The organism is Erwinia sp. CGal63, from assembly GCF_037026505.1.
GTDB lineage: Bacteria > Pseudomonadota > Gammaproteobacteria > Enterobacterales > Enterobacteriaceae > Erwinia.
This window is the reverse complement of record NZ_JAKUMN010000004.1, coordinates 136,733-157,105: the sequence shown is the minus strand read 5'-3', so window position 1 is coordinate 157,105 and position 20,373 is coordinate 136,733. Positions and strand designations below refer to the sequence as shown.

The following is a 20,373-nucleotide window of genomic DNA, read 5'->3' as shown; positions in this document are numbered from 1 at the left end:
ATGAGTGAAACCCTGACAGTGGAACGTAATGGTCTGGTGCAGCCGGCCGATAAAGATCCTCGCCAACAAGTGGCGATGCTGCCTTCGCCCTGCCCGCAAAACCATGCGGCCAATCTGCTGCCGCTGCCGGACGGCGACCTGCTTTGCGTCTGGTTTGGCGGCACTCAGGAAGGCATCGCCGATATCTCCGTCTGGTGCTCGCGGCTGGCGAAAAACAGCGATTGCTGGAGCGAGCCGCAGAAGCTTTCCGACGACAGCAGTCGCTCCGAGCAGAACCCGGTACTGTTTCTCGCGCCCGATAACGTGCTGTGGCTGCTGTGGACGGCGCAGAAGTCCGGCAACCAGGATACCGCCATCGTGCGCTTTCGCCAGTCGCAGGATTTCGGCAAAAGCTGGGGCCCGATCGCCACGCTGCTGGACAAGCCCGGCACCTTTATCCGTCAGCCGATTGTGGTGCTGGAGAACGGCAACTGGCTGCTGCCGGTGTTTTACTGCACCACGCGGCCCGGCGAAAAGTGGGTCGGCAACTACGATACCAGCGCGGTGAAGATCTCTTCTGACCAGGGAAAAAGCTGGCGCGACGTGGCCGTGCCGGAGAGCACCGGCTGCGTGCATATGAACATCACGCTGCTGAAGGACGGCTCGCTGCTGGCGCTGTTCCGCAGCCGCTGGGCGGATAACATTTATGCCAGTCGCTCGACCGATAACGGCGAAAGCTGGTCGGCGCCGCAGCCGACCGAGCTGCCGAATAATAATTCGTCGATCCAGCTCACGACGCTGGCTAACGGCGATCTGGCGCTGGTCTACAACGCCATGAGCGCCGAAGGCGCCAGCGAACGTCGCCTGTCGCTCTATGACGAAATTGAAGATGAAGAGGACGACGTAGCCGTGGCGACGCAACCTGTCACGCATAGCGGCAAAACGGCGTTCTGGGGCGCGCCGCGTGCGCCGATGACGCTGGCGATTTCCACCGACGGCGGCAGAAGCTGGCCGTGGCGGCGTAATCTGGACGAAGGCGACGGCTACTGCATGACCAATAATTCCCAGCAGAAGCTGAATCGCGAGTTCTCCTATCCCAGCATCAAACAGGGCATTCATGGCGAACTGCATATTGCCTACACTTATTTCCGCCAGGCGATTAAATATGTCTGCGTGGACGAGGCCTGGGTTAAGGAGGCGCAATGATTACCGGCAATCTGGCGACGCTGAAAATGGCAACGCTGCCGCCCGCGCTGGCAGCGCTGCTTTCCCGACCCGAGCACAGCTTTGCGGCGCTGCTCGCTCATGATGATGGAAAAATTCAGCCGCAGGAGGCTGGCTGGTTTTGCAATATCGGCGTGGCGAATACCGCGCCTGAGGAAACACGGCATACCGAGTTTCATCGCCGATATCTGGATATTCAGATCCTGCTTGAGGGCGAAGAGATTATTCACTTTTCCTGCGCCGATGCCCGCCAGCAGCAGGCGGAAGAGCGCAAGCCGGATCTGTTTATCGTCGCGCAGCCGCAGCTGCCGCACTCGCTGCATCTGCGGCCAGGCGATTTCGCCATCTTTTATCCCGGCGAAGCGCATCAGGCGCTGTGCGCGGTCGGCGAACCGGCCACCATTCGTAAAGCAGTCTTTAAAATCCCGCTGGAGGCGCTATGAGTCGTCACGCTTTGCTTACCGGCGTCAGCTCGGGGATTGGCGCCGCCATCGCGGAACAGCTGCTGCAGGAAGGCTGGCGCGTGACCGGGCTGAGCCGTACGCTGGTTAAGCGCGACAATCCCGCTTTCACCTCGCTCTCTGTGGATTTGTTCGATACCGCCGCGCTAAAACAGGCGCTCGCCACGCTGCCGCAGATAGATGCGGTGATCCACGCCGCCGGCATGATGAAGGCCGCGCCGCTGGGCGAGCTGGATGAGGAGACGAGCGAAAAGCTCTGGCAGCTGCATATTCGCGTAGCGGAAGTACTGGCGAACCAGCTGGCGTCACGGCTGCCGACTGGCGGCCGCATCGTGCTGCTCGGCAGTCGAACCTCGACCGGCGCGGCGGGACGCAGTCAGTATGTCTGCACCAAATCGGCGATGAAGGGCATGGTAAGAAGCTGGGCGGCAGAGCTGGCGCCGCGCGGCATTACCGCGAATATTGTTGCGCCCGGCGCGACGGAAACGCCGATGCTGAGCCAGCCGGGCCGCGAAAGCTCGCCGCCGAAGCTGCCGCCGATTGGCCGCTACATCCAGCCGCAGGAAGTGGCCGCGCTGGTCGGCTATCTGCTCTCGCCCGCCGCCGATGCCATCACCGGCCAGGAGCTGGTGATCTGCGGCGGCGCCTCGCTGTAAAAAAGCGGCGGCCAGGATAAACCACGCCGCCGCTTTCTTACTCCTCGTAGAGCCTTTCCAGAAAGCCAATTGCCTCGCTGATAATATTTTCGCTGCCGAAGCCGCCGGCTTTAGTGATCACCGGCAGATCGTCAAGATCGCTATGAACAAAGGTACACCAGGGAATGCAGGGCGCGATCTCGCCGGAAATCCGATAGCCTTTTGCATGCAGGCTGGCGGCCACTGCCGTAGCAATATCGCCGCCGGTCAAAAATAGCCCGCCGATTTGCGCCCGATTAAGGATGGCCACCGTCAGCTCAGCCAGCCGTTTGCTGATGGTTTCGCCCAGCTGCTGGCGGCTTAATTGCCACTGCTGGCAAAGGCTGCCAATAAGCTCTCTCTCCTGCTCGCTGCGGCTGGCGCGCAGAATGCAGTGCTGTTGCCGCAGCAGCGCGGCCGCGCTTTCGTCCGCCAGCCGGTTGAGACAGTCAGCCGCCTCTTCGCCCAACAGCGCCTGAGGAAAAACATCCACCACAGCCGTATTTTCATGCGCACTGGCGTAATGGATCTGTTTGCGGGTCGCCTCACTCATCGATCCGGCGACAATCAGCAGCGGCAGTCGGCTGCGCGGCTGCATATATAAGGTCGCGGGCAAAGCGTTCGCCAGCCCGGCCGCGCCCACCCAGACCACGGGAAAAGCGAGTCGCGCGGCCGCGCGGGCAATGGCGGCAAGATCCTCTTCCGTTTCCGCATCCATCACCACCAGCGTTTGCTGCTGCGCCAGCGCGGCCAGCTGCTCGCCGAGCGAAGGAGAACGTACCGCAGCCAGCGAGAACTCCTCTATCGGCAAAGCGGTCTGGCTGGCCAGAATGGTGGCGATGCGCGAGCTGAGGATCGGCGTTTTGGGATCGCTGGCGAATTCGGTGGTGTGCAGCGGCTGCCGGTTAACCAGACACTCCCCATTCAGCGTGGTTCTGCCCGCCGCCGGGATCGCCGCCGCGATCACCGCCAGACGCGCGCCCGTCGCTGCCAGCGCCGCAGCGATTTCCGCGCCGGGATTACCGCGAAAAGTGGAATCGATTTTTTTATAGAGGGTCGGACGCTGCTCGGCGTAATGCTCTATCGCCTCAGTCACGCAGCGCGCCGCCGCTTGCGCATCGACGGCGCGGCTTTCCGTATTAATGACCAACACGTCAGCACGACTGTTAACCGTCGGGTCGCTTTGCAATAAAACTTCAGTGCGCGCGCCTTTTTTCGCCAGCTGCACGCCCGTATCGTTAGCGCCGGTAAAATCATCGGCAATCACCAGCATTTTCATGATTTGGCCTCCTGCGGCGCGCTGCGTTTAGCTATCCAGGAAGTAAAAAGGGGCGTAAGGATCGCGGTGGTAATCACGGAAGCGGCGATTAACGGCGTGGCGGCCGAAGCCACTTTCAGCAGAGAAGGATCGGCCTGCGCAATCGCCAGCGGCGTGGCGACCGCGTTTCCCGCCGTGCTGGAAGCCGCCGCGCCCGCAATGCCGCTTCCTCCAACCAGCCGATCGACGCGAACGTTAAACCAGCCGCCGAGGAAAGTGGTCAACAGGCCCAGTACGATGCCTGCGATACCGCCTTCCAGCAGCATCGCCAGATCGATACCTGTGCCCAGCGCGAAGGCGAAAAAGGGGATCAGCACCGGGCCGCCAGCGGTAAGAAAGCGTCGCATTTCCGCATCCAGATTACCCAGCAGCATGCCGACCAGCAGCGGCACTATTACGGCGACCAGCGATATAAAAGGAATGGAAGCCATGCCGGCGGCGCCCAATACAATCAGCGTAAAGAAAGGGCCGTCGCTCATGGACATCAGTGGGATAGCGCCAATATCGGTTTCGCTGCCAAACTCACCGACCAGCGCCGCGTAAAGCCCGCCGTTGGCATTGCTCATCGCGGCGATAATCGCCACGCTGCTAAGGCCGAAAAAGCCTCCGGCGCCTGCCAGTTTATCGACGGTAAAGCCAAGCGCCACCGCGACCAGCAGTTTTACCAGCGTGATGCTGCCGCCTTGCAGAATAGCTTTTGGCGCCGCGCTAAAGCTGATCCCGGCGCCCATGCAGACCAGAAAGGCGCCAATCAACGGCGCGGCGCCCTGTTTGAATAGCGCGGTGGTAAAGCCGCCGATTTGCAGCAGCTGCGGCGCAAAAGTATTAAGAGCGGTTCCGGCAACCAGCGGTACGACCATCATACCGCCCGGAATTTTTTCGATAGCCTGTTTCAGTTTCATCAGCATCCTGCCTCGTTTGTTATTCCTTTTTTGATTTTAATAAATCAACGGTGAATAAAAACGATCAGGATCGCAGATAAAAACATTAAAAATGAGCAAATAGTTGCAGACGGGCCTAGCGTCCCTGCAGAAAGCTGCGATAGGCGGCGATCACCGCCAGAAAGTCCTCTACGCCGCAGAAGCAGAGACTTTCCTCGTCGTAGTAGCTCATGCCCTCTTCCATCTCGTCGCCTTCGATGCTGAGCAGGTTCGCGCGAACGATCACCTCTTCCTCATCCAGCCAGATGGTGTATTCACGGCCCACGCGCTGCCACTGGCGCTCGCTGCCTTTGACTTCGGCAACGGCGGCTTCCACCTCGTCCAGCAGCGCCAGGTTATCCGCCGCTTCTTCATTAAACCAGTGGCCGATGGCTTCATGCCCCATCGACATGCGTACCTTTACCGTGCCGGTAACGTCGCGTAAAAATTCGTATTCCATGCTGTTTTCCTCTGAACGGCTGCGCCGAGGGCGCGCATAATCGCCGATAAGGTTAATTATCGCAACAAGTTGCCGGAAAAACAGCGACCGCCTTCAGTAATAGCGTGGGTTTGTTTCGTCTGGGCGGGACTGTGTCTGACAGTCTCAAAAAAAGAGACTACAAATAAACCAACCAAAATCAGTATGCTTTTGCGACTCAGTCAACCAGCAGCCAAAAAATAAGAGCGGGTGCGATGAGACTATGCCAGAACAACTTAAGTGGCGGGGAAAACTCCCCGCCGGTTGCCCTTACCTGGGTTCGTAATCCATAAAGACAGCAATCTCCGTCTCTCCGGTTCGCAAACGTACCTCGCAGAGGTCTTTTCGCGTCACCAGAAGGACGGCTGCAGCCGCCACTATTACGATGATGGCGATCAGGATCGCCGTTCGCTGCTTCATGGTTGCTCTCCTTGCCTTGCGGCGCGTAAGAGGCTACCTTTATGTTGTCGAAGCATAAAGATGGGCCTCAGGTTGATTTATAGTCACCTGGGGCTTTTCTCTTTCTGCCGTCGGCTAATGCTTCAGGCAGAAAGCCCAAAGCACCCGGTGCCATACTACCCAGCCTGGCTGCCAGCTCAATCTCCCTACGTCATTTTTTGCGTGCCCGCTTCAATATTCCAGGTATTTTTAAGCTGAATTGCGTGGACTATATGGGTTTGCAGGCCAATGTATATACCGGCGACTGCTTTATCTCCGCTTGCGCGGAGAACACCGGCTAATAACGCTAAGACGACTATTTCTGATCTTGCTCACTATCCGTCGCCAAAGCTGGGTTACGCCCATAAAAAATCCGGCCCTGCGAACAGGCCCGGATTTTTATTCAGAGATAAGCGCTATTCAACCGAATAACGCTTCGCTGATTTACACCGCCGTCTGGAAAATGACGCCGTCGGCTTTCTCAGTGTACTGGTTTAACTGGTCGAAGTTCAGATAGCGATAGGTATCCACCGCCGTCTTGTCGACCTGCGCCATAAACTGCTGATACTCGTCCGGCGTTGGCAATTTGCCCAGCAGCGAGGCGACCGCAGCCAGCTCCGCAGAAGCCAGGTAAACGTTCGCGCCGGTACCCAGACGGTTCGGGAAGTTACGGGTCGAGGTGGAAACCACCGTCGCGCCGTCCGCTACGCGCGCCTGGTTACCCATGCACAGCGAGCAGCCCGGGATTTCGATACGTGCGCCGCTCTTGCCGAAGACGCTGTAGTAGCCCTCTTCCGTCAGCTGCGCCGCATCCATCTTGGTTGGCGGCGCCACCCACAGACGAGTCGGCAGCTGGCCTTTGTGGCTGTCCAGCAGCTTGCCCGCCGCGCGGAAATGGCCGATGTTGGTCATACAGGAACCGATAAAGACTTCGTCAATCTTCTCGCCCTGCACGTCCGACAGCAGACGCGCATCGTCCGGATCGTTTGGCGCGCACAGGATTGGCTCTTTGATCTCGGCCAGATCGATTTCGATCACTGCCGCGTACTCCGCATCCGCATCGCCTTCCAGCAGCTGCGGATCCGCCAGCCATTTCTCCATGCCCTGAATACGACGTTCCAGCGTACGGCGATCGCCGTAGCCTTCCGCAATCATCCACTTCAGCAGAACGATGTTGGAGTTGAGGTACTCAATAATAGGATCTTTGCCCAGCTTGATAGTACAACCAGCCGCAGAACGCTCCGCGGAGGCATCGGAAAGCTCAAACGCCTGCTCGACTTTCAGTTCCGGCAGGCCTTCGATTTCCAGAATGCGGCCGGAGAAGATGTTTTTCTTGCCTTTCTTCTCAACGGTCAGCAGGCCCTGTTTGATGGCGTACAGCGGAATAGCGTGCACCAGATCGCGCAGCGTGATGCCCGGCTGCATTTTGCCTTTGAAACGCACCAGCACGGACTCTGGCATATCCAGCGGCATAACGCCGGTTGCCGCCGCAAAAGCCACCAGGCCAGAACCTGCCGGGAAAGAGATGCCGATCGGGAAACGGGTATGCGAGTCGCCGCCCGTACCAACGGTATCCGGCAGCAGCATACGGTTCAGCCAGCTGTGGATGATGCCGTCGCCCGGACGCAGCGACACGCCGCCGCGGTTCATAATAAAGTCCGGCAGCGTATGGTGCGTGGAGACGTCAACCGGCTTCGGATAGGCCGCCGTGTGGCAGAACGACTGCATCACCAGATCGGCGGAGAAGCCCAGACAGGCCAGATCTTTCAGCTCATCACGGGTCATTGGGCCAGTAGTGTCCTGAGAACCTACGGAAGTCATCTTCGGTTCGCAGTATGCGCCTGGACGCACGCCTTCGGTGCCACAAGCGCGGCCAACCATTTTCTGTGCCAGCGAGTAGCCGCGCGTGCTTGCCGCCACGTCTTTCGCCTGACGGAATACGTCGCTGTGCGGCAGACCAAGCGATTCGCGTGCTTTTGCGGTCAGACCACGACCGATAATCAACGGAATACGACCACCCGCGCGAACTTCGTCGAGCAGCACTTCGGTTTTCAGCGCGAAGTTAGCCAGCACTTCACCGGTTTCATGGTTACGCACTTCGCCTTTATACGGATAGATATCGATGACGTCGCCCATATTCAGGTTCTGCACATCCACTTCGATCGGCAGCGCGCCCGCATCTTCCATCGTGTTGAAAAAAATCGGCGCGATGTTGTTGCCGAGTACCACACCGCCGCCTTTTTTGTTCGGCACGTTCGGGATGTCGTCGCCCATAAACCACAGCACCGAGTTGGTAGCGGATTTACGGGAAGAACCGGTGCCGACCACGTCGCCGACGTAGGCCAGCGGGAAGCCTTTGGCCTGCAGCGCTTCGATCTGTTTGATCGGGCCGACGACGCCAGGCTGATCCGGCTCGATGCCTTCACGGGCGTTCTTCAGCATCGCCAGTGCGTGTAAGGGGATGTCAGGGCGTGACCAGGCGTCAGGCGCAGGAGAAAGATCGTCGGTGTTGGTTTCACCAGTAACTTTAAAGACGGTGACGGTGATTTTTTCCGCCAGCTCCGGGCGCGACAGATACCATTCGGCATCAGCCCAGGACTGCAGGATTTGTTTGGCGTGAGCATTACCGGCTTTGGCTTTTTCTTCCACGTCGTAGAAGTTGTCAAACATCAGCAGCGTATGGGAGAGCGCTTTTGCGGCAATCGGCGCCAGCTTTTCGTCTTCCAGCGCTTCAATCAGCGGATGAATGTTGTAGCCGCCCTGCATGGTGCCCAGCAGTTCAACCGCTTTTTCAGGAGTAACCAGAGGAGAGGTCGCTTCGCCTTTGGCGACAGCAGCCAGGAATCCGGCTTTGACATAGGCCGCTTCGTCAACGCCCGGCGGAACTCGATTAATTAACAGATCGGACAGGAATTCTTCTTCACCCGCTGGCGGGTTTTTCAGCAGTTCAACCAGCGCGGCCATTTGGGAAGCATCTAATGGTTTAGGAACAATCCCTTCGGCAGCACGCTCGGCAACGTGCTTACGGTATTCTTCTAGCACGACGTTCTCCTCGCTCACAGTGTAATGACCGGGCGCCTTCAGGCTCGCCGCAAAATAGTTTGCGCTCTTTTCTGTAGGGTAAGGTGCCCGGTTTCGCGGAGGCCAGCATAGCAGGATTTCGGTGTGATGTTAATCTGTTTACAAAAAAGCAACATAGTTAACAAGATGGCGCAGCACACGGATTAGTCAGGAAAAACGGCTTTTGGGATAGTCAGCGGGTCAAAAAACGGTGCCCTAACGCTGACTTTCAGCACTTTTTGTATGCTTTTAGAAGCGGGGGTTTAACCGGATGTTATGGGCCGCGTGGTAAGGGATTAGGGTTTTTATTGCTGCCTGTACGGCAGTATGTTGCTCAAAGAAGCTATAGAGAAAATGTTTATTTTCTAAGCTACCTGTGCGGCAGTGAACTCTATCAGCGGTAATTTTGTCGTTACAGTTCGTTTCTAAGCTGCCTGTGCGGCAGTGAACCGGGACAGCTAATGGAATGGCAGGAGATGGCTTTTCTAAGCTGCCTGTGCGGCAGTGAACGCCTGCTTATCAGGCCGTAATGGTGTTACGTTTTTCTAAGCTGCCTGTGCGGCAGTGAACTGTTAGCGATGCAGGATAACGCCTTTATCTTTAAAGAATTTTGACGCAAACCAGGTAGAAACCCTTTTTTTTGCTGTCTGTTTTAATCCACTTAAAAACAATCACTTATAAAAGCCATCAAAAAAAGGGTTTATGAACCTGGCCAGAAACCAGGATTGGCATGGCAAAAAAGCCTGTGGCGATTGTGCGGCTAAACAGCCAGTCGCCACCGGCTGTCGATCTGAAAGTTAACCCTCTACGAGTGCATAGTCTTTGTCGTTGTAGCGCTTGCCCGCAATATTTTTACTGTCGAACAGGCGATCCAGCAGCGCAACATCATCCGCCAGCAGCGTAATATCCACCGCACGGCAGTTATCTTCCAGATGCGCTATTTTGCGCGCGCCGGGAATTGGCACAATATTCGGCCCTTTCGCCAGTACCCAGGCCAGCGCGATTTGCGCTGCCGTACAGTGATAACCTGCCGCCATTTCCGTTAGCTGAGCAACCAGCTTCTCGTTATGCGCCAGCGCTTCCGGCTGAAAGCGCGGCAAATTCCGGCGGTAATCGTTCTCATCAAGCGCGGAAGGCGCCGCCATTTTCCCGGTCAGAAAACCGCGTCCCAGCGGGCTGTAAGGCACAAAGCCGATGTTTAATTCCCCGCAGGTTGCCAGCACGTCGTTTTCCACATCTCGGCTCCACAGCGAATATTCGCTTTGCAAAGCGGTAACCGGATAGACCGCCTGCGCGCGACGCAACGTTTCGCTGGAAACCTCTGACAGACCGATATGCAGGATTTTGCCTTCACGGACCAGATCGGCCAGCGTATTCATCACCTCTTCAACCGGCACGGCGGGATCGGGACGATGCTGGTAAAACAGGTCGAGCGTTTCAACGCCCAGCCGCTTTAAAGAGGCTTCCGCCACCTTGCGGATATTCGCCGGCTGGCTGTTGACGCCTTTGATTCGCTCCCAACCTTCTCCTTTGTCGGTGATATTAAAACCAAACTTGGTAGCGACCTTAATTTTGCCGCTATAGCCTTTTAGCGCTTTCGCCAGCAGTTTTTCATTTTCAAACGGCCCATAGACTTCGGCCGTATCGAGAAAATCCACGCCCAGCTCAAAAGCGCGATGCAGCGTGGCGATAGCCTCTTTCTCATCGCTGCTGCCATAGGCGAAAGACATTCCCATACAGCCAAGCCCGATTGCCGATACTTCCAGATTGCCTAACGTTCTGCGTTTCATATTTTCTCTCCTTAAATTAGCGACGGAACAGTTATACTTTGCGGCAGTAAAATCAACAATTGACCCTTTTGCACCGAATTAATGAAGAATTATCACTAATATGAAAACACGCGCCACGCTGCAGGAACTGGAAATCTTTATCGCCATCGCCCGCCATCTCAATTTCCGCAAAGCGGCGGAGGAGCGAAACGTTACGCCATCCACGCTCAGCCATACGCTCAGCAATCTGGAGCAGCGCATCGGCGTACGCCTGCTCAGTCGCACCACCAGAAGCGTCTCGCTGACCGAAGCGGGACGCGCTTTTCTGCAGCGTATTGAGCCGGCGATGCTGGATCTCTCTCTGGCCGTTGATGAGCTGAACGACTGGCGCAGCGATCCGCGAGGTACGTTAAGGCTGAATCTTCCCCGTAGCGCGGAAGTACTCTATTTACGTACGCTGCTGTTGCCTTTTCGTCGCCGCTATCCCGATATCGCGCTGGAAGTCACCACCAGCGACAGCTTCGTTAATATTGTTGAAAGCGGCTTTGACGCGGGCGTGCGTTTCGGCGAGGCGATTCCGCAGGATATGGTGGCAATTCCTTTTGGGCCAAAACTGAGCGGCGCGGTGATCGCCAGCCCGGATTTTATTAAGCGTTTCGGCGCACCGCAGCATCCTCGGGAGCTGGCGCATTTTTCCTGTATCCAGCACCGCTTTCCCAGCGGCGTGAATTATAAATGGGAGTTCAGCAATAACGGTCAGCCGCTGGAGATCGCGGTGGAAGGCGGATTAACGCTGGATAACGATATGATGATGATCGAAGCGGCAGGCAGCGGTGAAGGTCTGGCCTTTGTAATTAAAGGTCTGGCGCAGTCGAAGCTGGACAGCGGTGAATTAGTTGAGGTGCTCGCCGATTTTACGGCGCCGCTGGCGGGCTTCTGGCTTTATTATCCCAGCCGGAAATATTACTCCACCGCGCTGCGCTGTTTTATTGAGTATTTGCAGGAGTTTAATCAGAAAGGCGGTCTGGAATAACGGTATGTTCAGAATGCAGCTAGTATTCTGCGGATAAAAAAACGGCCCCATAAAGGAGCCGTTATAAAATTAGCTTTTACTTCTTCTTCGCTTTCGCGTTTGGCAGATCGGTAATGCTGCCTTCGAAGATTTCTGCCGCCAGGCCCACGGATTCGTGCAGCGTTGGGTGAGCGTGGATGGTCAGCGCGATATCTTCCGCGTCGCAGCCCATTTCGATCGCCAGACCGATTTCGCCCAGCAGCTCGCCGCCGTTAGTACCGACAACCGCGCCGCCAATCACGCGATGCGTCTCTTTATCGAAGATCAGCTTGGTCATGCCGTCCGCGCAGTCGGAAGCGATAGCACGGCCTGAGGCCGCCCACGGGAAGGTCGCCGTCTCATAGCTGATGCCCTTCTCTTTCGCTTCTTTCTCGGTCAGGCCAACCCAGGCAACTTCCGGCTCGGTATAGGCGATAGATGGAATGACTTTCGGATCGAAGTAGTGCTTCTTGCCGGAGATCACTTCCGCCGCTACGTGGCCTTCATGCACGCCTTTATGCGCCAGCATTGGCTGACCGACGATATCGCCGATGGCGTAGATGTGCGGCACGTTGGTGCGCATCTGCTTGTCGACGCGGATAAAGCCGCGGTCGTCCACTTCCACGCCCGCTTTGCCGGCATCCAGGCCTTTACCGTTCGGCACGCGGCCGATGGCGACCAGCACCGCGTCATAGCGCTGCGGTTCGGTTGGCGCTTTTTTGCCTTCCATCGTGACGTAGATGCCGTCTTCTTTGGCTTCTACCGCGGTCACTTTGGTTTCCAGCATCAGGTTGAACTGCTTAGCGATGCGTTTGGTAAAGACTTTCACCACGTCTTTGTCCGCCGCAGGAATCACCTGGTCGAACATCTCGACCACGTCGATCTGCGAACCCAGCGCGTGATAAACGGTGCCCATTTCCAGGCCGATAATGCCGCCGCCCATCACCAGCATACGCTCTGGCACTTCTTTCAGCTCCAGCGCAGCGGTGGAATCCCATACGCGCGGATCGTCATGTGGAATAAACGGCAGCTGAATAGGACGAGAACCGGCAGCGATAATCGCGTTATCGAAGTTGATGGTGGTTTCGCCGTTTTCGCCTGCGACAACCATGGTGTTCGCGCCGGTGAATTTCGCTTCACCGGTCACAACCTTCACCTTACGGCCTTTCGCCATCCCAGCCAGACCGCCGGTCAGCTGATTGATGACCTTCTCTTTCCAGGTGCGGATTTTGTTGATATCGGTCTGCGGCTTGCCGAACACGATGCCGTGCTCTTCGAGCGCTTTCGCTTCTTCGATCACTTTCGCCACGTGCAGCAGCGCTTTGGAAGGGATACAGCCGACGTTCAGACAAACCCCGCCCAGGGTGCTGTAACGCTCAACAATCACGGTCTCCAGACCTAAATCGGCAGCGCGAAAAGCCGCAGAGTAACCTGCCGGACCTGCCCCAAGTACCACGACCTGAGTTTTAATTTCTGTACTCATCATGACCTCTTAGTTAACTGGAGGATATCCATCCACCGGTTCGTATTCAGGGCAAGAGTTTACAGAATTGTTAACATAGTGCAAACAACCTGCCCCAAACCACAACAACTATCTTGTCGACTCAAACAGCGGAAGTCGGCTATAAGAAGGCCGGCATAAGCCGGCCTGAGTACTTTTACATCACCAGTTGGCGAATATCGGACAGCATATTGCCAATGATGGTGATAAAGCGGGCGCCGTCGGCTCCGTCAATCACACGGTGGTCGAAGGAGAGAGAGATCGGCATCATCAGACGCGGCACAAACTCTTTCCCGTTCCACACCGGCTCCATCGCGGATTTGGAAACGCCGAGGATAGCCACTTCCGGCGCGTTAACGATCGGCGCGAAGTGCGTGGTGCCAAGTCCGCCCAGGCTGGAGATGGTGAAGCAGCCGCCCTGCATGTCGCTGGCGGTCAGCTTGCCGTCGCGCGCCTTTTTCGAGGTCGCCATCAGCTCGCGGGAGAGTTCGGTAATCCCTTTTTTGTTCACGTCTTTAAAGACCGGAACCACCAGGCCGTTCGGCGTATCTACCGCAACGCCGATATTGATGTATTTCTTCAGCGTCAGCCTCTGCGCATCCTCAGAAAGCGAGCTGTTAAAGCGCGGCATCTGCTCAAGCGCGGCGGCGACGGCTTTCATGATAAACACGACCGGCGTGTATTTCACATCCAGCTTACGCTTCTCGGCTTCGGCGTTCTGCTGCTTGCGGAACGCTTCCAGATCGGTGATATCGGTTTTATCAAAGTGGGTAACGTGTGGGATCACCACCCAGTTACGGCTCAGGTTCGCGCCAGAGATTTTCTGGATACGGCCCAGCTCCACTTCTTCCACTTCGCCGAACTTGCTGAAGTCGACTTTCGGCCACGGCAGCAGACCTGGCAGGCTACCGCCGCTGGCAGCGGCGGCCGGAGCCGCTTCGGCGCGTTTCACCGCGTCCTTCACGTAGGCCTGCACGTCTTCTTTCAGGATACGGCCTTTACGACCGCTGCCTTTCACCTTCGCCAGATTCACGCCGAATTCGCGCGCCAGACGACGGATAACCGGCGTAGCGTGGACGTAAGCATCGTTCTCGGAGAAATCGCCTTTGGCTTCAGCTTTGGCCGGAGCCGGTGCGGAAGCCGGAGCGGCTTTCTCTTCCTGCTTAGCCGGAGCCGCTTCCTGCTTAGCCGCAGGAGCTGGCGCCGCGCCCTCTACTTCGAAGATCATAATCAGCGAGCCGGTGCTGACCTTGTCGCCGGTAGCGATTTTGATCTCTTTTACCGTACCCGCGAACGGTGCCGGCACTTCCATCGAGGCTTTATCGCCTTCCACGGTGATCAGCGACTGTTCAGCTGCGACTTTATCGCCGACTTTCACCATTACTTCGGTGACTTCGACTTCATCGCCGCCAATATCCGGCACCTGGACTTCTTTCGAGCCGCCGCCAGCCGGAGCCGACGCCGCTTCTTCTTTCATCGCCGGTTTTGGCGTTTCGGCAGGCGCAGCGCCTTCCGCGTCGAAAATCATAATCAGCGTACCGGTGCTGACCTTGTCGCCGGTGCCGATTTTGATCTCTTTCACCGTGCCCGCGAACGGCGCAGGCACCTCCATCGAAGCTTTGTCGCCTTCCACGGTGATCAGCGATTGCTCAGCTTCCACCTTGTCGCCGACCTTGACCAGAATCTCGGTAACTTCAACTTCATCACCGCCGATATCCGGCACGTTAACTTCTTTGCTTTCCGCTTTGGCAGCCGGTGCCGGAGCAGATTCTTTTTTCTCTTCCGCTTTAGCCGGTGCTTCAGCAGCCGCATCGGCAGAGTCAAAGATCATGATCAGCGAGCCGGTTTCTACTTTGTCGCCGGTCGCGATTTTGATCTCTTTTACCACGCCCGCTTCCGGCGAAGGCACTTCCATAGAGGCTTTGTCGCCTTCCACGGTGATCAGCGACTGCTCGGCTTCCACCTTGTCGCCAACCTTGACCAGGATCTCGGTAACTTCCACTTCATCAGAACCGATGTCCGGTACTTTAATTTCGATAGCCATTAATCTTTACCTCTTATGCCAGACGCGGGTTGACTTTATCGGCATCGATATTGAATTTGGTAATCGCTTCCGCCACCACTTTCTTATCGATCTCGCCGCGTTTAGCCAGTTCGCCCAGCGCTGCAACCACCACGTAAGATGCGTCCACTTCGAAGTGGTGACGCAGGTTTTCGCGGCTGTCGGAGCGACCGAAACCATCAGTACCCAGCACGCGATAGTCGCTGGCCGGAATATAGGTACGGATCTGCTCGGCGAACAGTTTCATATAGTCGGTTGAAGCCACGGCTGGCGCGTCGTGCATGATCTGCGCAACGTAAGGCACGCGTGGTTCTTCAGTTGGATGCAGCATGTTCCAGCGCTCGCAGTCCTGACCGTCGCGAGCCAGCTCGGTGAAAGAGGTTACGCTGTAGACATCGGAACCTACGCCGTAATCTTTCGCCAGGATCTCTGCCGCTTCACGCACGTGACGCAGGATAGAACCGGAGCCCAGCAGCTGTACTTTGCCTTTGCTGCCTTCAATCGTATCCAGCTTGTAGATACCCTTACGGATACCTTCTTCCGCACCCTGCGGCATCGCAGGCATGTGGTAGTTTTCGTTCAGCGTGGTGATGTAGTAGTAGATATTTTCCTGCGCTTCGCCATACATACGCACCAGGCCGTCATGCATGATGACCGCAACTTCGTAAGCGTAAGCCGGATCGTAAGAGATACAGTTCGGGATGGTCAGCGACTGAATGTGGCTGTGGCCATCTTCGTGCTGCAGACCTTCGCCATTCAGCGTGGTACGACCGGAAGTGCCGCCGACCAGGAAGCCGCGCGCCTGCTGGTCGCCCGCCGCCCAGCAGAGATCGCCGATACGCTGGAAGCCGAACATCGAGTAATAGATGTAGAACGGGATCATCGGCAGGTTGTTGGTGCTGTAAGAGGTCGCAGCCGCCAGCCAGGACGCGCCCGCGCCCAGCTCGTTGATGCCTTCCTGCAGGATCTGACCTTTCTCGTCTTCTTTGTAGTAGGCAACCTGCTCACGGTCCTGCGGCGTATACTGCTGGCCGTTCGGGCTGTAGATGCCGATCTGACGGAACAGGCCTTCCATACCGAAGGTACGCGCTTCGTCGGCGATGATTGGCACCAGGCGATCTTTGATCGACTTGTTTTTCAGCATCACGTTCAGGGCGCGCACGAAGGCGATAGTGGTGGAGATCTCTTTGTTCTGCTCGTCCAGCAGCTGACGGAAATCTTCCAGCGCAGGCATCTCCAGCTTCTCGCTGAAGTTCGGCTGGCGGGTCGGCAGGTAGCCGCCCAGCTTCTGACGCTGGCCGTGCAGGTATTTGTACTCTTCGGACTCTTTGTCGAAGGTCACGTACGGCAGGCTTTCAATTTTGTCGTCTTCCACCGGCACATTGAAACGATCGCGGATGTAGCGAACGCCATCCATGTTCATTTTCTTCACCTGGTGGGCGATGTTTTTGCCTTCCGCCGTGTCGCCCATACCATAGCCTTTAATGGTATGTGCCAGGATCACCACAGGTTTGCCTTTGGTGTCCTGCGCTTTTTTCAGCGCTGCGTAGATTTTCTTCGGATCGTGACCGCCACGGTTCAGCGCCCAAATCTCGTCGTCGGTCATATCTTTGACCAGCTCGGCGGTTTCCGGGTATTTACCGAAGAAGTGCTCACGCACGTAGGCGCCATCACGGGATTTAAAGGTCTGGTAGTCGCCGTCGACGGTTTCGTTCATCAGCTGGATCAGCTTGCCGCTGGTGTCTTTGCGCAGCAGCTCGTCCCAGCGTCCGCCCCAGATCACTTTGATCACTTCCCAGCCGGCGCCGCCAAAGATGCCGTCCAGTTCGTTGATGATCTTGCCGTTGCCGGTAACCGGGCCATCCAGGCGCTGCAGGTTACAGTTGATGATGAACACCAGGTTGTCCAGCTTCTCGCGGGTAGCGATGGTGATCGCGCCTTTGGATTCTGGCTCGTCCATCTCGCCGTCGCCCAGGAAGGCGTAAACGGTCTGCTGTGAGGTGTCTTTCAGGCCGCGATGCTCAAGATACTTGAGGAATTTCGCCTGATAAATCGCGCCGATCGGGCCAAGACCCATCGAAACAGTCGGGAACTGCCAGAAGTCCGGCATCAGTTTTGGATGCGGATAGGAAGAGAGCCCTTTGCCGTGCACTTCCTGACGGAAGTTATTCATCTGCTCTTCGGTCAGGCGGCCTTCCAGGAAAGCGCGCGCGTAAACGCCCGGCGAAATGTGGCCCTGGAAGTAAACCAGATCGCCGCCGTCTTTCTCGCTGCGAGCGCGGAAGAAGTGGTTAAAGCACACTTCATAGATAGTGGCGGAAGACTGGAAAGAGGACATATGGCCGCCCAGCTCCAGATCTTTCTTCGACGCACGCAGAACGGTCATGATGGCGTTCCAGCGGATCGCGGAACGAATGCGACGCTCCAGCGTGGTGTTACCCGGATAGTCAGGTTCGTCCTCAACGGCGATAGAGTTGATATAGCTGCTGGCCCCAGTGCCCGCCGCTACCTTTACGCCGCCTTTGCGCGCTTCGCTTAATACCTGATCGATCAGGAACTGCGCGCGCTCTACACCTTCTTCACGGATGACCGATTCGATCGCCTGTAGCCAGTCGCGAGTTTCGATCGGATCCACGTCATTGTGTAAACGTTCTGACATGGGGGTATTCCTTATCTGTGTCTAATACGTTGAATTGTCTGGAGCCTGTCTCGCTGTACTCTGCTTCGCTCTAAAGCACAGGGAGACAGGCCCTTCGTGGTTGTCGCGTTATGATTACGCGTTAATCCTTACGCTGCTGTAATCGGCGCAGGGAACGCTCTCTTCGACTCTGTTCCCGGCTTCTGTCCAGCAATATTTCCTCGATAAACGCCAGATGGCGGTGTGAGGCTTCGCGTGCCTGTTCGGGTTCGCGTGCCACAATCGCCTCGAAAATACTGGCGCGGTGACCGCTCACTTTTGCCAGCATTTCGCGGCGCGAGTAGAGCAATTCAAAATTCTGTCGGACGTTCTGCTGCAGCATCGGCCCCATTGATCGTAGCAAATGCAGCAGCACCACATTATGCGCCGCCTCTGTGACGGCTATCTGATACTGCATAACGGCGGTGGCTTCGGCATCCAGATCGCCACTCTCCTGCGCGGTCTGAATTTGCAGATGGCAGTCGCGAATGCGATCGATGTCTTCTTCGGTGCCGCGCAGCGCCGCGTAATAGGCCGCTATCCCTTCCAGCGCGTGGCGCGTTTCCAGCAGATCGAACTGGGATTCAGGATGGCCGGCCAGCAGCTCCACCAGCGGATCGCTCAGGCTTTGCCACAGGCTGCTCTGTACAAAGGTGCCGCCGCCCTGACGGCGCAGCAGCAGGCCTTTCGCTTCCAGACGCTGGATAGCTTCACGCAAAGAGGGACGGGAGACGTCGAACTGTTTAGCCAGCTCGCGTTCAGGGAGTAGCTTTTCACCGGGACGCAGCGTCCCTTCCATGATCAGGGATTCAAGCTGCTGCTCGATAGCATCGGATAGCTTTGGTTGGCGGATTTTGCTGTAGGCCATCATCCCTTCTTGTGCCGTTTGCCCGAGTAAATTGGTCATACCAATTGCAAAAAGGAGCCCGTAAAGTAACAAAGTATTCACCTGATGTCTATATGGCAACGGCACGAAACCAGACGCATGTCTCGTTTTACTAACAAGGATTAACGCGTTCAGACTCGCGTAAATTTCCGGAAAGAATGTTAAAAAAATTAACTTTTTATAAGGCGGGCAAATGGTTATCTGCGCTCCCTGTATAGCGTCATAAGTAAAAGCGATTCGTCTTTATGAATCCTTTATGACAAAAACTGGAAATGCAGCGTGATGAATTTTTTTTGACGCTCTTCTTCCTTAAAACAGAAAGCGAGTGCATTAGCGCGCGCTTATCATTATTCTTGTCGCGAAGGTAGTAGCACGCCCGGTTTAGCGGGCTTTTTTATGTAAACTTTTCACTACATAGACTGTAATAAAAAAATGACAAAGGCTCGCCCTTAGTACAAAACGAGAGCAAGAGGATAACTATGGAACAACAGCAGGGCGATACGCTGAAGCGCGGACTTAAAAACCGCCATATTCAGCTGATTGCATTGGGCGGCGCCGTCGGCACCGGCCTTTTTCTGGGGATAGCACAAACCATCCGTATGGCCGGCCCTTCTGTATTGCTGGGCTATGCCATTGCCGGCTTTATTGCCTTTATGATTATGCGTCAGCTGGGCGAGATGATCGTGGAAGAGCCGGTTGCCGGCTCTTTCAGCCATTTCGCTTTTAAATACTGGAGCGACTTTGCCGGTTTCGCTTCCGGCTGGAACTATTGGGTACTCTACGTGCTGGTCGCAATGGCAGAGCTGACCGCCGTGGGCCAGTACGTTCAGGTCTGGTGGCCGCACTTTCCGACCTGGGCAAGCGCCGCCATTTTCTTTGTGCTGATTAACGCCATTAACCTGAGCAGCGTAAAAGTTTTTGGTGAAATGGAGTTCTGGCTGGCAATTGTAAAAGTCGTGGCCGTGGTGGCGATGATCGTTTTCGGCTGCTGGCTGCTGTTCAGCGGCCAGGGCGGCCCGGAAGCCGCCGTCAGCAATATCTGGGCGATTGGCGGCTTCTTCCCGCATGGCGTCGGCGGACTGGTAATGGCGATGGCGATTATCGTCTTTTCATTTGGCGGCCTGGAGCTGGTCGGCATTGCTGCGGCAGAAGCAGACAACCCACACAAAACGATTCCTCAGGCGACTAATCAGGTTATCTGGCGTATCCTGATTTTTTACGTTGGCTCGATTATCGTGCTGCTTTCGCTCTATCCGTGGACGAAAGTCACGGCTAACAGCAGCCCTTTTGTCATGATTTTCCACGATCTGGGCGAAACCCTCGCGGCCAACGTGCTGAATCTGGTGTTCCTGACCGCCGCGCTGTCGGTCTATAACAGCAGCGTTTATTCCAACAGCCGTATGCTTTACGGCCTGGCTCGTCAGGGCAACGGCCCGAAATCTCTGCTGAAAGTTGACCGTCGCGGCGTACCTTATGTAGCGCTCGCGCTCTCCTCTGCCACTACGGCAATCTGCGTGCTGGTCAATTACCTGATGCCGGGCGAGGCTCTCGGTCTGTTTATGGCGCTGGTGGTTTCCGCACTGGTGATTAACTGGGCGATGATCAGCTATACCCACCTGAAGTTTCGTCAGGGCAAGGCTCGTGAAGGCGTGCAGACGCGTTTCAAAGCGCTGTTCTATCCTGTCGGCAACTGGGTTTGCCTGCTGTTCATTGTCGGCATCCTGGTGGTTATGGCGCTGACGCCAGGCATGGCGATCTCCGTCTGGCTGATCCCGCCGTGGGTCGCCGTGCTGGCCATCGGCTACGCGATGAAGAAACGTCTGCAAAAGGCATAAATATCGGGGCGCTTCGGCGCCCTTTTTTACGCCGGTTCGC

General features: G+C 56.5%; 15 protein-coding genes. 5 read left to right on the top strand and 10 right to left on the bottom strand.

Annotated elements, in window-relative coordinates:
- Genes MKZ79_RS14160 through MKZ79_RS14150 form a run of 3 tightly spaced genes read left to right on the top strand, consistent with a single transcriptional unit; the run spans nt 1 to nt 2,320 of the window.
- The gene (locus MKZ79_RS14160; protein WP_336143031.1) at nt 1–1,185 is read left to right on the top strand and encodes a sialidase family protein; all 1,185 of its coding nucleotides are present in this window, start codon (nt 1–3) and stop codon (nt 1,183–1,185) included.
- Nucleotides 1,182–1,646 (top strand): YhcH/YjgK/YiaL family protein, encoded by a 465-nt coding sequence (locus MKZ79_RS14155; RefSeq protein WP_336143030.1) that lies wholly within the window; start codon nt 1,182–1,184, stop codon nt 1,644–1,646. The genes MKZ79_RS14160 and MKZ79_RS14155 overlap by 4 nt, the downstream gene beginning before the upstream one ends.
- Nucleotides 1,643–2,320, top strand: a complete 678-nt coding sequence (locus MKZ79_RS14150) for an SDR family NAD(P)-dependent oxidoreductase (RefSeq protein ID WP_336143029.1) — start codon at nt 1,643–1,645, stop codon at nt 2,318–2,320. Before MKZ79_RS14155 ends, MKZ79_RS14150 begins: the two co-directional genes overlap by 4 nt.
- A 37-nt stretch (nt 2,321–2,357) precedes the next feature.
- Here MKZ79_RS14150 and dtnK read toward each other — a convergent pair whose 3' ends face one another.
- From dtnK to MKZ79_RS14120, 6 genes are all read right to left on the bottom strand, one after another.
- Nucleotides 2,358–3,617, bottom strand: a complete 1,260-nt coding sequence (dtnK, locus tag MKZ79_RS14145) for a D-threonate kinase (RefSeq protein WP_336143028.1) — start codon at nt 3,615–3,617, stop codon at nt 2,358–2,360.
- Nucleotides 3,614–4,558 carry a 2-keto-3-deoxygluconate permease gene (locus MKZ79_RS14140; RefSeq protein ID WP_336143027.1) on the bottom strand — a complete coding sequence of 315 codons (945 nt, stop codon included), beginning with the start codon at nt 4,556–4,558 and terminating at the stop codon, nt 3,614–3,616. The genes dtnK and MKZ79_RS14140 overlap by 4 nt, the downstream gene beginning before the upstream one ends.
- A 115-nt stretch (nt 4,559–4,673) precedes the next feature.
- A complete protein-coding gene (yacL, locus tag MKZ79_RS14135; protein WP_336143026.1) occupies nt 4,674–5,036 on the bottom strand; it encodes a protein YacL in 363 nt (120 codons plus the stop codon).
- Nucleotides 5,037–5,324: 288 nt separating this feature from the next.
- Nucleotides 5,325–5,474: a Hok/Gef family protein gene (locus MKZ79_RS14130; RefSeq protein ID WP_336143025.1), complete on the bottom strand. Its 150-nt coding sequence runs from the start codon at nt 5,472–5,474 to the stop codon at nt 5,325–5,327.
- A gap of 462 nt (nt 5,475–5,936) precedes the next feature.
- Nucleotides 5,937–8,534 (bottom strand): bifunctional aconitate hydratase 2/2-methylisocitrate dehydratase, encoded by a 2,598-nt coding sequence (gene acnB / locus MKZ79_RS14125; protein WP_336143024.1) that lies wholly within the window; start codon nt 8,532–8,534, stop codon nt 5,937–5,939.
- A gap of 815 nt (nt 8,535–9,349) precedes the next feature.
- On the bottom strand, nt 9,350–10,342 hold the full coding sequence (locus MKZ79_RS14120) for an aldo/keto reductase (RefSeq protein WP_336143023.1): 993 nt from the start codon (nt 10,340–10,342) through the stop codon (nt 9,350–9,352).
- A 100-nt stretch (nt 10,343–10,442) separates the two neighbouring features.
- On the opposite strand from MKZ79_RS14120, the gene MKZ79_RS14115 reads away from it, so the two are divergent.
- The gene (locus tag MKZ79_RS14115) at nt 10,443–11,354 is read left to right on the top strand and encodes a LysR family transcriptional regulator (protein ID WP_336143021.1); all 912 of its coding nucleotides are present in this window, start codon (nt 10,443–10,445) and stop codon (nt 11,352–11,354) included.
- Between the two features lie 76 nt (nt 11,355–11,430).
- Here the strand turns inward: MKZ79_RS14115 and lpdA are convergent, their stop codons facing one another.
- The 4 genes from lpdA to pdhR form a co-directional block, all read right to left on the bottom strand.
- On the bottom strand, nt 11,431–12,855 hold the full coding sequence (gene lpdA, locus MKZ79_RS14110) for a dihydrolipoyl dehydrogenase (protein ID WP_336143020.1): 1,425 nt from the start codon (nt 12,853–12,855) through the stop codon (nt 11,431–11,433).
- Between the two features lie 175 nt (nt 12,856–13,030).
- Nucleotides 13,031–14,917 (bottom strand): pyruvate dehydrogenase complex dihydrolipoyllysine-residue acetyltransferase, encoded by a 1,887-nt coding sequence (gene aceF, locus MKZ79_RS14105; protein ID WP_336143019.1) that lies wholly within the window; start codon nt 14,915–14,917, stop codon nt 13,031–13,033.
- Nucleotides 14,918–14,930: 13 nt separating this feature from the next.
- Nucleotides 14,931–17,594: a pyruvate dehydrogenase (acetyl-transferring), homodimeric type gene (gene aceE, locus MKZ79_RS14100; RefSeq protein WP_336143018.1), complete on the bottom strand. Its 2,664-nt coding sequence runs from the start codon at nt 17,592–17,594 to the stop codon at nt 14,931–14,933.
- A 121-nt stretch (nt 17,595–17,715) separates the two neighbouring features.
- The gene (gene pdhR / locus MKZ79_RS14095) at nt 17,716–18,480 is read right to left on the bottom strand and encodes a pyruvate dehydrogenase complex transcriptional repressor PdhR (protein ID WP_336143370.1); all 765 of its coding nucleotides are present in this window, start codon (nt 18,478–18,480) and stop codon (nt 17,716–17,718) included.
- 497 nt (nt 18,481–18,977) lie between these two features.
- Between pdhR and MKZ79_RS14090 the strand changes: the two genes are divergently transcribed.
- Nucleotides 18,978–20,333 carry an amino acid permease gene (locus MKZ79_RS14090; RefSeq protein WP_336143017.1) on the top strand — a complete coding sequence of 452 codons (1,356 nt, stop codon included), beginning with the start codon at nt 18,978–18,980 and terminating at the stop codon, nt 20,331–20,333.
- The last annotated feature ends 40 nt before the right edge of the window (nt 20,334–20,373 follow it).